The organism is Rhizobium sp. 862_C5_N1_2 (assembly GCF_051811205.1).
GTDB classification, from domain to species: Bacteria; Pseudomonadota; Alphaproteobacteria; order Rhizobiales; family Rhizobiaceae; genus Rhizobium; species Rhizobium leguminosarum.
On record NZ_JBPWPT010000001.1, the window covers coordinates 1,097,010 to 1,109,361 of the forward strand.

General features: G+C 61.1%; 11 protein-coding genes. 3 read left to right on the plus strand and 8 right to left on the minus strand.

The genetic code is table 11. From position 1 onward, the window contains the following. Positions 1–40 precede the first annotated feature (40 nt). A complete protein-coding gene (locus ACD590_RS05575) occupies positions 41–388 on the plus strand; it encodes a hypothetical protein (RefSeq protein ID WP_018241318.1) in 348 nt (115 codons plus the stop codon). Between the two features lie 20 nt (positions 389–408). Here ACD590_RS05575 and ACD590_RS05580 read toward each other — a convergent pair whose 3' ends face one another. The 4 genes from ACD590_RS05580 to ACD590_RS05595 form a co-directional block, all read right to left on the minus strand. Next, positions 409–2,718: a PAS domain-containing sensor histidine kinase gene (locus ACD590_RS05580; protein ID WP_130759520.1), complete on the minus strand. Its 2,310-nt coding sequence runs from the start codon at positions 2,716–2,718 to the stop codon at positions 409–411. A gap of 192 nt (positions 2,719–2,910) precedes the next feature. Then, positions 2,911–5,559 (minus strand): aminopeptidase N, encoded by a 2,649-nt coding sequence (pepN, locus tag ACD590_RS05585; RefSeq protein ID WP_439020853.1) that lies wholly within the window; start codon positions 5,557–5,559, stop codon positions 2,911–2,913. A gap of 188 nt (positions 5,560–5,747) precedes the next feature. Further along, on the minus strand, positions 5,748–6,854 hold the full coding sequence (locus ACD590_RS05590) for a methyl-accepting chemotaxis protein (RefSeq protein ID WP_309506630.1): 1,107 nt from the start codon (positions 6,852–6,854) through the stop codon (positions 5,748–5,750). 89 nt (positions 6,855–6,943) lie between these two features. Further along, on the minus strand, positions 6,944–7,201 hold the full coding sequence (locus ACD590_RS05595) for a hypothetical protein (protein WP_028733907.1): 258 nt from the start codon (positions 7,199–7,201) through the stop codon (positions 6,944–6,946). Here ACD590_RS05595 and ACD590_RS05600 point away from each other — a divergent pair. Together ACD590_RS05600 and ACD590_RS05605 are read left to right on the plus strand one after the other, a co-directional pair. Then, the gene (locus tag ACD590_RS05600; RefSeq protein ID WP_047619748.1) at positions 7,200–8,138 is read left to right on the plus strand and encodes a DMT family transporter; all 939 of its coding nucleotides are present in this window, start codon (positions 7,200–7,202) and stop codon (positions 8,136–8,138) included. The genes ACD590_RS05595 and ACD590_RS05600 overlap by 2 nt on opposite strands. A gap of 244 nt (positions 8,139–8,382) precedes the next feature. Then, entirely contained in the window at positions 8,383–9,255 is an 873-nt protein-coding gene (locus ACD590_RS05605) for a hypothetical protein (RefSeq protein WP_130759523.1), read from the plus strand. 99 nt (positions 9,256–9,354) lie between these two features. Here the strand turns inward: ACD590_RS05605 and ACD590_RS05610 are convergent, their stop codons facing one another. From ACD590_RS05610 to ACD590_RS05625, 4 genes are all read right to left on the minus strand, one after another. Then, entirely contained in the window at positions 9,355–9,513 is a 159-nt protein-coding gene (locus ACD590_RS05610) for a hypothetical protein (RefSeq protein WP_017990856.1), read from the minus strand. Between the two features lie 97 nt (positions 9,514–9,610). Continuing rightward, positions 9,611–9,802: a hypothetical protein gene (locus tag ACD590_RS05615; protein ID WP_439003515.1), complete on the minus strand. Its 192-nt coding sequence runs from the start codon at positions 9,800–9,802 to the stop codon at positions 9,611–9,613. Positions 9,803–9,933: 131 nt separating this feature from the next. Further along, positions 9,934–10,836, minus strand: coding sequence for a uracil-DNA glycosylase (locus ACD590_RS05620; RefSeq protein ID WP_018241324.1), 903 nt, complete (start codon positions 10,834–10,836; stop codon positions 9,934–9,936). A gap of 68 nt (positions 10,837–10,904) precedes the next feature. Continuing rightward, positions 10,905–12,197: an Hsp70 family protein gene (locus ACD590_RS05625; RefSeq protein WP_018446190.1), complete on the minus strand. Its 1,293-nt coding sequence runs from the start codon at positions 12,195–12,197 to the stop codon at positions 10,905–10,907. Between the last annotated feature and the right edge of the window lie 155 nt (positions 12,198–12,352).

Below are 12,352 nucleotides of genomic sequence, written 5' to 3' on the forward strand. Positions count from 1 at the left end.
ACTTCTCCTATGTTGCCGTTTCAATCGCGGGGAATGGAAAATGAAAACCTTCAATTTAGCACTGGCGCCTGAAAGACTCTGGCAGGCCATCAATCCGTGGACATTTTATCAGCAGGGATCACAGATCGGCTTCGTCAACATTGATCTTGGATCGACGCCGGCGCCCGAAACGGAACAAACGATTCTGGACGAGGTGGGGAGCTATGGTCGGCAGATCGGCCGCATTGGCGATGCGCTTGAGGTACTGCTGAAACATGTTCCGTTGGAGAACCTTTCACAAGAGGAACAAGACGCCTTGGTCGTACTCAAAGGCCAGCTTGCCGAGATTCGCCAGATAAAGGAAAGGCAGGGGCGAAAGCAGTCCCAGGATCGCTCGGAAAATCGATGAACGATTTGAAAAGCCAATTGCTAGACGTCGTCCGGAATCCGCAGCGAGATCACCGTACCCACGGCCTCGCGTGAGCGGATCTTCATGCGACCGCCATGCAGTGAGGTCAGCGAGCGGGAAATGGCGAGGCCGAGGCCGGAGCCGCCTTTGCTCTTGGCATACTGGTTCTGCACCTGTTCGAAGGGCTGGCCGATCTTCGCAAGCGCCGAGCGTGGAATGCCGATGCCGGTATCGGCGATGGTGACGACGACGAAGCCGTCGACGCGGCGTGTACGCACCGCGATGCGGCCGCCGCTGTTGGTGAACTTCACTGCATTGGAGAGCAGGTTGAGCAGCACCTGTTTCATCGCCCGGCGGTCGGCCGTCAGCGTCAAGCCGGAGCAGATGCGCTGTTCGATGACGATGTTCTTTTCAGCCGCCGGAATGGCGGTGAAACGCAGGCTTTCCTCGATCAGAGGCACAAGATCGATGCGCTCGCAATGCAGTCTGACGTGGCCGGCCTCGATCTTCGACATGTCGAGAATGTCGTTGATGACGTTGAGGAGATGTTTGCCGCTGTCATGGATATCGCGGGCATATTCGTCGTATTTCAGCGAGCCAAGCGGCCCGAACATCTGGTTCTGCAGGATTTCCGAGAAGCCGAGGATGGCGTTGAGCGGCGTGCGCAGCTCGTGCGACATGTTGGCGAGGAATTCCGATTTCGCCTTGTTGGCGGCTTCGGCGCGTTCCTTCTCCGCCTGATAGTTGGCGTTGGCCGTCGAGAGCTCGGCTTTCTGGCTCTCCAGCGTCTGGCGCGAAGCCGAAAGATCGCCGATCGTTGCCATCAGCCGGCGTTCGGATTCGCGCAGCCGTTCCTGATGGCGTTTCATCAGCGTGATGTCGGTTCCGACGGAGACCCTGCCACCGTCGCGGGTGCGCCGCTCGTTGATCTGCAGCCAGCGCTCGTCGGCAAGCTGTACTTCCGTCGTCCGCGAATAGCCGGAGCCGTCGGCATCGGAAATCCGCCGCTCGATGACCGGACGGGCGGCGGCGGCATTGACGGTCGAGCGCTCGGTGCCGGGCACAAGCACGCTGTCCGGCAGGCCATAGGCCTGCTGGAAATGCGTGTTGCACATGACGAGGCGATCGTTCTTGTCCCAGAGCACGAAGGCTTCCGAGGTGCATTCGATGGCGTCGGCCAGGCGCTGGTCGGCTTCTGCGTAGCGCTGGGCGAGCCGATGCTGTTCAGTCACGTCCATGGCGATGCCGATCAGGTGCATGCGGCCGGAATTGCTGCGGATCACCTGGGCGCGGGCCCGCATCCAGACATAGTGGCCGCCGGCATGGCGCATGCGGAAGATCTGATCGACCTGGCCGGAAGCGCCCTTGCCGATGGCGCGCGCGATCTCGTAGAGCCCGCCGTCATCGGGATGCATCAGCCGGGCGGCTTCGCCGAAGCCCATCGTCTTGTCGGAGCCCGGCAGGCCGAGCATGTCGTACATCGAGCGCGACCAGAAGAATTCGCGGTTCTCGAAATCGAAATCCCAGAGGCCACAGCGGCCGCGCGACAGCGCCGTCTCGACGCGCAGGTTCGATTCCAGGAAGATGTCGTCGGCATCGCGGGCGCGCTTCACCTGCGTGTAATAGGCATAGAGGATGACGAGCAGGATCGAGGAGATGCCGGCAAACAGCGTGACGTTGAGCGCCAGCTCCTCGCGCCAGAGCCGGCCGATCTCGTCGAGCGAGGTGGCGGCGACGACATAACCGCCGGCATTGCCCACCAGCGTGATCTCGGCATAGTGCGGCACGCCGCCGATCGTCGTTTCGATGACGCCGGCGCGATCGCCGAAGCGCCGGATCGCCGAGACTTCGGGGAAGAAATCACCGACATTGCTGCCCACATGCGAAAGCCCGGCGGTGGTCGCGGCAAAAACCTTGCCGCTTGCCTGCACGAGCAGCACGAAGGCGCCGCTGTCGAGCCGGTCCTGCGGCAGGAATTTGGCGAGGCGGGCCTGCGCCTCGGTCATATCGCCGTTGTCGAATATGTCGGCCGCATCGGCAAACACGGCAGAGGCGGTCGCCGCCGAAAGGGCGGTGGCATGGCGCGCTGAGGCCTCCAGGCGCCCGTACTCGCTCATCATGCCGAAGAAATGCGAGGCGGCGACGACGAAGAGGAAGGCGACGATCAGCGCCGGAATGGCTCGCTTCAAGACCAGCTCGGCCTTCGGCAGATAACGGAGAAGTGGTTCCGATCTCGCATGACCGGAAAGGCTGTCGCGCCAGGCTTTCAGCCCGTCAAAATCGACACGCAGCCGTCCTTCGGCCACGGTTGCCCGCCGCACGTCCATCATCTCTTCGCCTTGTCCCTCGTGTGATTCGCGCGCCGCTCGCTCGAACCTGACCTAGAGAATCATGGGTGATTCGCCTTGTCCAGAGGCAAAGGTAAAAATCCGTTAACTATTTATAATTTCGGGTTTTTCCAGGCGATTCGACGTGCTGGGCGACCGGCCGCCGAATTTTTCGGGACGGCCGGTCGAAGCAAATCACCCTTTAAGTGTGCGCTCGACGATATCGCGCACGTCGGTCGAAAGAGCGGCGGCCCGCTCGATCTCTATGAGGGCCGAGCGGGCGTGATCGGCACGCGTCGGTTCCAGCGAGCGCCAGGAGCGCATCGAGGTGAGGATGCGGGCGGCAAGCTGCGGGTTGCGCTGGTCGATATCGAGAATCTGCTCGGCGAGGAAACGATAGCCTTCGCCGTCGGCGCGGCCGAATCCGGTCGGATTGGCAAAGGCGAAGGTGCCGACCAGTGCCCGCATCCGGTTGGGATTGGTCCGCTTGAAGAGCGGATCGTCCATCAGGCCGCGGACACGGCCCAGGGTCTTTGCACCCGGAATGCCGGCCTGGATCGCTAACCATTTGTCGATGACGAGCGCATTTTCCGCGAAGCGGTCACGGAAGGTGGCGAGCGCCTCGCGCGTCTCGGCGCTATCGGGGAAACGATGGGCGAGGATCGTCAGCGCATGGCTGAGATCGGTCATGTTGTTGGCCGCATCGAAGGCGGACTTGGCGCGCGCCGGCGTCTGTTCGGCATGTGAGAGATAGGTGAGGGCGGTATTGCGCAGCGCGCGCAGGCCGGCGCTCTTCGCATCCGGGCTGAAATCGCCTGATGCCGTCATCGCCGCGTAGAGGCCGGTAAAGACGTCCTTTCCAGTATCGGCGATCTGTTTCAGGATCGCCTGCCGGCCGGCATGGATGGCATCGGGATCGTTGTTGCCGCCGAGTTCGCGGGCGATATCGGATTCGCTCGGCAGAGCCAGTGCCTGGGCACGGAAGGCAGGCTCGAGGCTCTCGTCGGCGGCGGCCGCGATCAGCGTCTCGACGAAGGTCGCCTCGCTGACAACAGGCTTGCCCTCGCGGGCGTCACGAGCCGCTTTCAGGAGGTTCGGCAGCGCCAGATCGGTCAGCGCCTGCCAGCGGGCGAAATGATCGGTCTCATGGCGCGCGAGGCGGGCGAGATCGGCTGGGCTCTGATCGAAATGCAGGTTGATCGGCGCCGAGAAGCTGCGGTTGATCGAAACGACCGGCCGCGTGCCAATGCCATGGAACACGGCCGTCTGTGTGCGGCCAGTGAGATGCAGCACCTCGCCGGTATATTCCGCGCCGTCGACCGAAGTCGGTTCGATCTTGCCGCCGTTTTCGCCAAACAGCGCGAGGCTGAGCGGAATATGCATCGGCTCCTTGCTCGGCTGGCCGGGCGTTGCCGGGATCATCTGTTCGAGCGACAGGGTGAAGCTGCCGGCTGCCGCATCATAGCTGCCCGATGCGGTGACGAGCGGAGTGCCGGCCTGATGGTACCAGAGCGAGAATTGGCTGAGGTCGCGCCCGCTTGCATCTTCGAAGCATTTGACGAAATCCTCGATCGTCACGGCCTGGCCGTCGTGGCGGTCGAAATAGAGGTCCATGCCTTTCTTGAAGCCGTCCTTACCGAGCAGCGTCGCGATCATGCGCGTAACTTCGCTGCCCTTTTCGTAGACGGTCGTCGTGTAGAAATTATTGATCTCGCGATATTTCGTCGGCCGCACCGGGTGAGCGAGCGGGCCGCCATCTTCGGGGAACTGCTCCGATTTCAGGTGGCGCACTTCGGCGATGCGCTTGACGGCGCGCGAGCGCTGGTCGGACGAGAATTCGTGGTCGCGATAGACCGTCAGACCTTCCTTGAGGCACAGCTGGAACCAGTCGCGGCAGGTGATGCGGTTGCCGGTCCAGTTGTGGAAATATTCATGCGCGATGATCGCCTCGATATTGGCATAGTCGGCATCGGTCGCGATCTCGGGATCGGCAAGGACGTATTTGTCGTTGAAGACGTTGAGGCCCTTGTTCTCCATCGCGCCCATGTTGAAATCCGAGACGGCGACGATCATGAAGATATCGAGGTCGTATTCGCGGCCGAACCTCTCTTCATCCCACTTCATCGAGCGTTTCAGCGCGTCCATGGCATAGGCTGCGCGCGGCTCTTTGCCGTGCTCGACATAGATCTTCAGCACCACCTCGCGGCCGGACATCGTCGTGAACGTGTCTTCGACGACGCCGAGATCGCCGGCGACGAGCGCGAAGAGATAGCTCGGCTTCGGATGCGGATCGAACCAGGCGGCGAAATGTTTGCCGGGGCCGTAGCCGGCGCCGCCGAGGAAGTTGCCGTTCGACAAAAGCAGCGGGTTGGCGTCCTTGTCGGCGATGATGTTGACCGTGAACGGCGCAAGCACGTCAGGCCGATCGGGGAAATAGGTGATGCGGCGGAACCCCTCCGCCTCGCACTGCGTGCAGTAGATGCCGCCGGTGCGGTAAAGGCCTATCAGCTTGGTATTGGCCTCAGGATTGATGATGGTGGTAATCGTCAGTTCGAAGGGCGCGCTCTCCGGCAGGTCGCGCACCGTCAGGCCTTCCGGTGTTGCGTCGTAACGCGAAGGGTCCAGCTCCACCTGGTCAAACAGCAGCCCCGACAACGTCAGTTCGTCGCCGTCGAGAACGATGGGCGCTGTCGGATCGGCGCCCGGGCGACGATGAAAGATCAGACGCGCCTCGACCTTTGTCTCCGTCGGGTCGAGTTCGAAAGTGAGGTCCACGCGTTCCAGCACGAAGTCGGTGGGACGGTAATCTGCCAGATGAATGACCTGGCCGGTATCTGTTCGCATGGTGTTTCCTGAAGACCGTTATTGGACAACCGCGGAATACAGAGGCGGGCGCACTCTGCCATAAATTTTGCCGGGCATGATTACATTAAAGTCTGAACTAAACTTAAAGCAAATTGCCCGCGAACGCCAAGTTCGCGGGCAAAATATCTTATTGGCAACGGATGAACACGGCCACAAGGAGATGGACACTACTTCAGATTGAGTGCCGCCTTGATCGTCGCGTCGTTTTCCGTCTGTTGCACGACGACGCCGTACCAGCCGAGCCCGTCGTAATCCTCGTAGCCGAGGGTGCGCGCGAAGGCGACGATCGAGCCGTTATTGTCGTAGTAGCTGCCTTTCGCCTGGCCGGACGGGTTGGCGAGCGCGAAATGGGAAAAGAGCAAGGTGGGATTGGTGGTGGCGATGACCCGGCTCTTGCCGTCGAGCAGCATGACAGTCGTTCTTTCCGCCAACTGCGGCGGCAGGTTGGCCTCCTTCTCGACGATCGCCTGGCCCTGGTTCTGCCAGTCGAAATAGACGCCGAGCGTGCCGATCAGCCGCCCGTCGAGCTTGCCCCCTTCGCGGATGCCTGTGGCATAAACGAGCGCATGCCTGTTGTCGTGCAGCGGGCTCGCTTTGACGTCGTCAACGATATACGCGTCGCCGGAGGAGCAGGCCGACGCCGTCCGGAACCACGGATCGCCGGCAAGGCTCGTGCCTGCGATCTTGCGCTGGAACTTGGGATTGGCGGATGCGATCACCTTGCCCGAGAGATCGGTCATGACGAGATCGAGATAGACGGTGTAGAAGCGGTTGATGGCGCCGAGACGCTCCGCCGCAAAGGCGACGGTTTCCCGGCCCGGTTCCTGCAGTGCCTGCCAGAGTGCCGGGTCCGTCGCCCACCAGCGCACGTCGGCCGTGCGTTCGAAAAGGTTGCGGACGATGAGCTGCACCAGTGTCTGCGCCAGATCGGTCAGGCGAACGCCCTCCATCTCCTCGACCAGCGAATCCGCCATGGCGCGGCTGAGGCCGATGCGGCCAAGCACGTTGCTCTCGAACCTGCCGGTAATGTCGGTTGCGATCTGCGCCAGCCGCTGCACCTCGTTGGCAACGACAGCGAAGCCCTTTCCGGTCTCGCCGGCTCTGGCTGCCTCGATCAGCGCATTGATCGCCAGCAGCTTAATCTGCTTGACGATATTGGTGTTGTCGGCGCTGAAGCGCTCGAGATCGGTGCTGATGCCGTCCGTGACGACGCGCATGGACCGCGGTGTCGCATTCTGCGACTGGGCAATGGTTTCGGCGCTAAGCGGCTTCATCAAAAGGATCCTGGAAGGAGCGGGCAATTATTTGTGTGGTGAAGAAAATTTCGAGATCAGCGATAAAAAACGATGCTTGCCTATGGTTTTCAATTGGTTAACGGCTGGCCCCGCGAGATGAACATTTTCGGGGTGAATGGCTCAAAACGAGAAATTTCAGAGCGGTGGCGCATAAGCAGCACGGTTGAGCCTGCCGCTGACGGCGTTTCTGTGATTCTCTGATGTTGCTTGCGGTTTTTTCGCCAATCGGTTTTTTCTTTCGCTACGATGGGAGACGTCACCCGCTGCGTTCCCGAGTCGAACGCGTCCCCCCGTTCCGCTTGAGCAGTATTAAGAGCCAGGATCATGCACTCGGTTCTCAGAAACCCGATGAGAGGCATTGCGCTGAAAGTCTCGTCGGTCGTGGTCTTCCTGGCCATGCAGACCTTCATCAAGCTGGCCGGCTCAGACATCCCGCCCGGTCAGGTCACCTTCTGCAGGTCGTTCTTCGCGCTCTTCCCGATCATGGCCTATCTCGCCTATAACAGGCAGCTGCGCGCCGCCTTCTACACGGCCAACCCAATCGGTCACCTGAAGCGCGGCACGATCGGCATCTTGTCGATGGCTTTCGGTTTCTATGGCCTGCTGCATCTGCCGCTGCCGGAGGCGATCGCGCTCGGCTACGCGTTGCCGCTTGTCGCCGTCATCTTCGCTGCCGTTTTTCTCGGCGAGACCGTGCGCATCTATCGCTGGAGCGCCGTCCTGGTCGGCATCGTCGGCGTCGCCATCGTTTCCTGGCCGAAACTCACGCTGTTTCGCGACGGCGGCATGGAAGCAGAACAGGCCGTCGGCGCACTCTGCGTGCTGCTCTCGGCCGTTCTCGGCGGCATGGCGATGATCCAGGTGCGCCGCCTCGTCGAGGAAGAGAAGACGGCGACGATCGTGCTGTATTTCTCGATCACCGCCTCGGTCTTCTCGCTGGCTTCTGTTCCCTTCGGCTGGCTCATCCTGCCATGGCCGACAGCGCTCTATCTGATCGCCGCCGGTTTTTGCGGCGGCGTCGCGCAGATCCTGCTGACGGAAAGTTACCGCCATGCCGACGTCTCCACCATCGCGCCGTTCGAATATACGTCGATCCTGCTCGGCGGTATCGTCGCCTATTTTGTCTTCGGCGACGTGCCGAGCGTTACCATGCTGATTGGCACCGTCATCGTCATCGCCGCCGGCATCTTCATCATCTTTCGCGAGCATCAGTTGGGCATCGAGCAGAGAGAGGCGCGCAAGGCCACGACGCCGCAAGCCTGACGCGGCAAGCGTATGATATGGAAGGTTTTAACGCGGCGATTGCGGTGGGTTGAAACTTGCGCTCACAGGGTGAAAAGAATGGTGAATTCTTGGGATACCGCCGGCCGGTGGAATATGATTGTTGAACATGAGAGAGTATCATTTATTCCAAGCTGTGCATGTCTGAATGGCCGCTGATGCCGGAGGGGCTCTGGGTGTCGTTGCTCCGAACGCTGGCCGGCGAGCGGAGGTGGAGAAAAGCATAATGGCATTCACAGCGGAGCAATTGGTGGGGAACTCTTCCTTTCTGATGAGCATTCGCTTTTTGGCTGGGCAGATGCGCGGCATGTTTGATGCTGGTCCGCGGCTGGCGCGACTGCTCGCCTCGCATCAGCGCTGGCTTCTGACCCAGACTGCCTATGCCCTCCACCTGGAATATGATCCGCGCGACCCGACGTCGGGTTTCACCGCCGTGCGGCTGACCGGGCGCATCACCGCGCACAAGGTGGCGAGCCGCAACACCGTGCTCGCCTTCATCGAGGAACTCTATACTTACCGCTTCATAACTCACACGCCCGGCGACGAGCGGCGGCGGCCACGTCATTTCGAACCGGCCGACGTCAGCCATCAGGGGATGTTTGCCTGGCTTTTCTCCAATCTCGGTGCACTCGACCTGCTCGACGGCGGTCAAAGGGCAGTGTTTTTTCAGGCAAATCCATCACTGATGCGGCTCATTCAGCCGCGCATTGCCCGCCATTGCCTCGAAGATGCCGCCTGGCGCGAACCGCCGGAGCAGGTGGCGCTCTTCCTCTGGACGGAAGCCGGCGGCCTCGTCGTCGACAACTTCATCACCCGGATGGATTTGGAAAGCAGCGAGCCGGGGAGGCTGTCTGTCGGCCGTGTCGAAACCCGTGCGCTCGCTGCCGATTTCATGATGTCGCGCACCCATCTGCAGCGGCTGCTGGCAAAAGCGGCGCAACGCGGCTGCGTCGGCTGGTATGACGAGCCGCGCAAGACGCACCTATGGATATCGCGGGATTTCGTCGAGGAATATTGCGCTTGGCAGGCGGTCAAGTTCGCCTATGTCGACGAAGCCTTCGAATGGGCGAAGGCCCAGATCGACGAGATGGCCATCTGATTAGAGCAATTCCAGTAAAAGTGCGCAGTGGTTTTGCGTCCGGAATGCGCGAAAACAAGGAGATAGAGCATTTCCGTGACTCGGAAAAACGGAATTGCTCTAGAGAACGATCGCCGCTGTACCTGCGCCATTGCGCGTTCCGGCATCGGCCGGCTTGACCGAAAGCTCGCGCTCATATTCCCGCGCGGCGCAGACGGCAACGCGGATATGCTCGAATGTTTCGATGTTGCGCAGAAGCGATATCAGGATCGTCGACATGTTGGGGTACTCTTGAGACGAAGGGCAGGCGAAGCGCCTACAGCGCTGCGCGTCTTTTAAGACGCGCAAAGGACGCTGCGACACGTTGAATTCCTGCTCAATATTGCTGGAAGTCCGAAAAAATGGCGTTCGGGCGCGCCGTGCGGCTGTTGATGCCGGTGCCGCGGGCAATCATCTGTTCGTTCGTGGCAAAGCCGAAACGGCTGTAGCCTTGAGTGAAACGAACCTGGTCGCCGGCGAGGCGAAGGGTTTCAAACCCGCTATGGATAGGACGAAAACGCTTGTTCATGGCCTTGGTTCCTGTGATTCCTCCCAAGACACAGCTGATATTGCGATGCAACATAGATTCCGCAATGCATCACGGCGGGATGCAGCCATGCGAAAATCGCATAGATTGATTCACAAATTATTCAACTTTGGCTAATTTCTAAGCAAAGAGAGGGACTTAAGCTTCGCTTGAAAGGCGAGCAGGTCATTCCAGGCCAGCCGCTTGTTTACAGGTGCGGTTAACAGATCCTGCGGATGCAGGCTGGCTATGGCAGGAATGACACAGTCCGCAACGCCAATCTCTTTCCAATGGCCGCGCAGGCCGTGAATCGTATCGCTTTCGCCGAAGAAGAAGCGCGCCGAAAAATTGCCCAGCAGCAGGATCGCCTTGGGTTCGGCAAGCGCGATCTGCCGCTCGATGAAGGGGCGGCAGATGTCCATTTCCGCCGCCGAGGGCGCACGATTGCCAGGTGGTCGCCAGGGGATGACCTGCGTCAACAGAATGGCTGAGCGCGTCAGCCCGATCGCCGTCAGCATCTTGTCGAACAGCTGGCCGGATTTTCCCGAGAAGGGCACACCCTCGCGATCGTCTTCGGCGCTCGGCGCCGAGCCGATCACCATGATCCCGCTTTCGGCATTGCCGCTGGCAAAGATGGTCGAGCGGGCACTGTGCTTGAGGTTGCAGCCGTTGAAAGATTCGATCGCGGTCTTGAGCTCACTGAGCGATCGCGCGGTTTCGGCGACGAAGCGCGCCTGCTGCACCGCCTCGCCATCCGGGATCGCCGGTTGCGGGCTGGAAGATGCACGTTCGGCAGGCGCCGGGCGTGCCGCTGTATTCGGACGCGGCGGTACCTGGCCTGGGGCAGGGCGTTCCCCAGCGGCAGGACGTTGCGGCTGCGCCTGTGCCGCCGCCGGGCGGCGGGCGGCCTTCATCGCCTCGAACTCGGCGAAACGGTCGATAGCCTCTTCCTCCAGCAGCCATTCCACGCCGGCATCCGCATGGAAATGCAGAAGCGCTGCAAGCTCGGCGGGGGAGAGGTCGTTGGCGGAGATCATGCGGCAAGCTTAGCGGAGTGACAGGGGCATTGAAAGGGTGGGCGGCAGATTGCCCACCCTTGCCGGTGCTATTGCACAGTCCATTGTGCGATGTCCTCGCGTTCGCCGATCAGCGCCAGGCCGTGGGCGATCGACAACAGCTCGCCGCCGCTTTCGATCCGGTCGCGCTCGAAGCGTTCGGTGAAGATGCGGCGCACCGCCGGCACGAAGGAGGTGCCGCCGGTGAGGAACACCTTATCGATCTCCGCAGGCTTCGTCTCGGTCTTGTCGAGCACGTCGTCCAGCGCGCCTTCGATGCGGGCGAGATCATCGGCGATCCAGCCTTCGAAATCGCTGCGCTTGATGCTGCGATGCCCACCGCGACCAAGCGGCGCGAAATCGAAAGGCGCCTCCTCCGCGGCCGAGAGCGCCATCTTCGTCGCCGACACAGCCTGATAGAGCGGGTAGCCCTCGTCATGGTCGATGAGGTCGATGAAGATTTCGAGCTTTTCCGGTTCCAGGCTGGTGCGTACCAGCTTCTTCAGATCCTCGAATTCGCGCGTCGTCTTGAAGATCGACAGCTGGTTCCAGCGGCCGAAGCTGGAATAGTAGTTGGACGGCACTTCGAGAATCTTGTCGAAGCTCTTGAAATGGCTGCCTTTGCCGATCAGCGGTGCGACGATGTTGTCGATCATCCTGTAGTCGAAGTGATCGCCGGCGACGCCGACGCCGGAATGGCCGATCGGTGTTGCCGTCAGCTTGCCGGCAACGGTCTCGAAGCGGATCAGCGAATAGTCGGTCGTGCCGCCACCGAAATCGGCAACCAGTACGGTGGCATCCTGCTTCAGGTTCTGCGCGAAGTAGAAGGCAGCGGCGACCGGCTCATAGACATAATGGATCTCGGGAAAACCGAAGCGCGACAGCGCCTCATTGTATCGTTCGGTCGCCAACGCCGGATCGGGGCTGGCGCCGGCAAAATGCACCGGCCGGCCGGTGACGATACGGCTGACATCGGAAGGCCAGTGGTCGCCGGCATAGTTGCGCAGGCGCCGCACGAAGACCTCCATCAGATCCTCGAAATTATGCCGTTTGGCGAAGATCAGCGTGCCCTGGAACAGCGCGCTCGCCGCAAAGGTCTTGATCGACTGCAGGAAGCGACATTCGCCGGGATTGTCGATGAATTGGCGGATCGCCGCATGGCCCGCCTCCACCTTCAGCGCCGAAGCGCCGAGCTGCGCATCCTTCATGAAGGAAAGCGCCGTGCGCATGCTGTCGGCCGTACCCTCCGTGCTCGTGAACGCCATCGAGCGCGTCGCCCCGCCATCCGCCATGGCGAGAACCGTATTCGTCGTGCCGAAGTCGAAACCCAGCGCCTGAGCCATGCCCGCACCTCTTCATGCCGATTGTTATTGGAGACGGAGCGTTGCTCCGCGAAAGGGCGTAGGACGCCCGGATTCAGGAGGGCGGGTGATGCCACAGAGGCGTGACACATTCAAGAGGAGCGGAAGTTGATGTGATCGCGGGCGCACTTCTTCTC

Coding starts and splice junctions, on each gene's coding strand:
- ACD590_RS05625 (WP_018446190.1), bottom strand. CDS start 12,197: ATGGCTCAGGCGCTGGGTTTCGACTTCGGCACGACGAATACGGTTCTC.
- ACD590_RS05590 (WP_309506630.1), bottom strand. CDS start 6,854: ATGAAGCCGCTTAGCGCCGAAACCATTGCCCAGTCGCAGAATGCGACA.
- ACD590_RS05615 (WP_439003515.1), bottom strand. CDS start 9,802: ATGAACAAGCGTTTTCGTCCTATCCATAGCGGGTTTGAAACCCTTCGC.
- ACD590_RS05605 (WP_130759523.1), top strand. CDS start 8,383: ATGGCATTCACAGCGGAGCAATTGGTGGGGAACTCTTCCTTTCTGATG.
- ACD590_RS05620 (WP_018241324.1), bottom strand. CDS start 10,836: ATGATCTCCGCCAACGACCTCTCCCCCGCCGAGCTTGCAGCGCTTCTG.
- ACD590_RS05595 (WP_028733907.1), bottom strand. CDS start 7,201: ATGATCCTGGCTCTTAATACTGCTCAAGCGGAACGGGGGGACGCGTTC.
- ACD590_RS05610 (WP_017990856.1), bottom strand. CDS start 9,513: ATGTCGACGATCCTGATATCGCTTCTGCGCAACATCGAAACATTCGAG.
- ACD590_RS05580 (WP_130759520.1), bottom strand. CDS start 2,718: ATGATGGACGTGCGGCGGGCAACCGTGGCCGAAGGACGGCTGCGTGTC.
- pepN (WP_439020853.1), bottom strand. CDS start 5,559: ATGCGAACAGATACCGGCCAGGTCATTCATCTGGCAGATTACCGTCCC.
- ACD590_RS05600 (WP_047619748.1), top strand. CDS start 7,200: ATGCACTCGGTTCTCAGAAACCCGATGAGAGGCATTGCGCTGAAAGTC.
- ACD590_RS05575 (WP_018241318.1), top strand. CDS start 41: ATGAAAACCTTCAATTTAGCACTGGCGCCTGAAAGACTCTGGCAGGCC.